This is a genomic window from Candidatus Dedyshia acidiphila (assembly GCF_051025295.1).
Lineage (GTDB): Bacteria > Acidobacteriota > Terriglobia > Terriglobales > Acidobacteriaceae > KBS-83.
Map to the genome: position 1 here is coordinate 1 of NZ_JBMGJV010000171.1, position 248 is coordinate 248.

At 60.5% G+C, this 248-nt stretch carries 1 protein-coding gene; it reads right to left on the minus strand.

From position 1 onward, the window contains the following. Positions 1 to 222, minus strand: a 222-nt coding sequence (locus AC5IJH_RS18515) for an HU family DNA-binding protein (protein WP_491904288.1), incomplete at its 3' end; no start/stop codon positions are given. Positions 223 to 248: the final 26 nt, after the last annotated feature.

Genomic DNA, 248 nt, shown 5'->3' on the forward strand with positions numbered 1-248 from the left:
GCCGGGGGTGATGGTGACCTCAGCACCGGTGCGCGGATTGCGCCCAATGCCGGTCTTCCGGGGTCTCACGTTGAACACGCCAAACCCACGGAGTTCGATGCGTTCACCGGTGGCCAAGGCCTTTTTTAGGCTCTCGAAGATGGTGTCGACAGCAGCCTCCGCCTTGTTGCGGGGAAGGCCGGTTCGTTCAATCACTCGATGCACAATGTCCTGCTTGATCAAGGCATTCGCTCCAGACCACGGTCGCT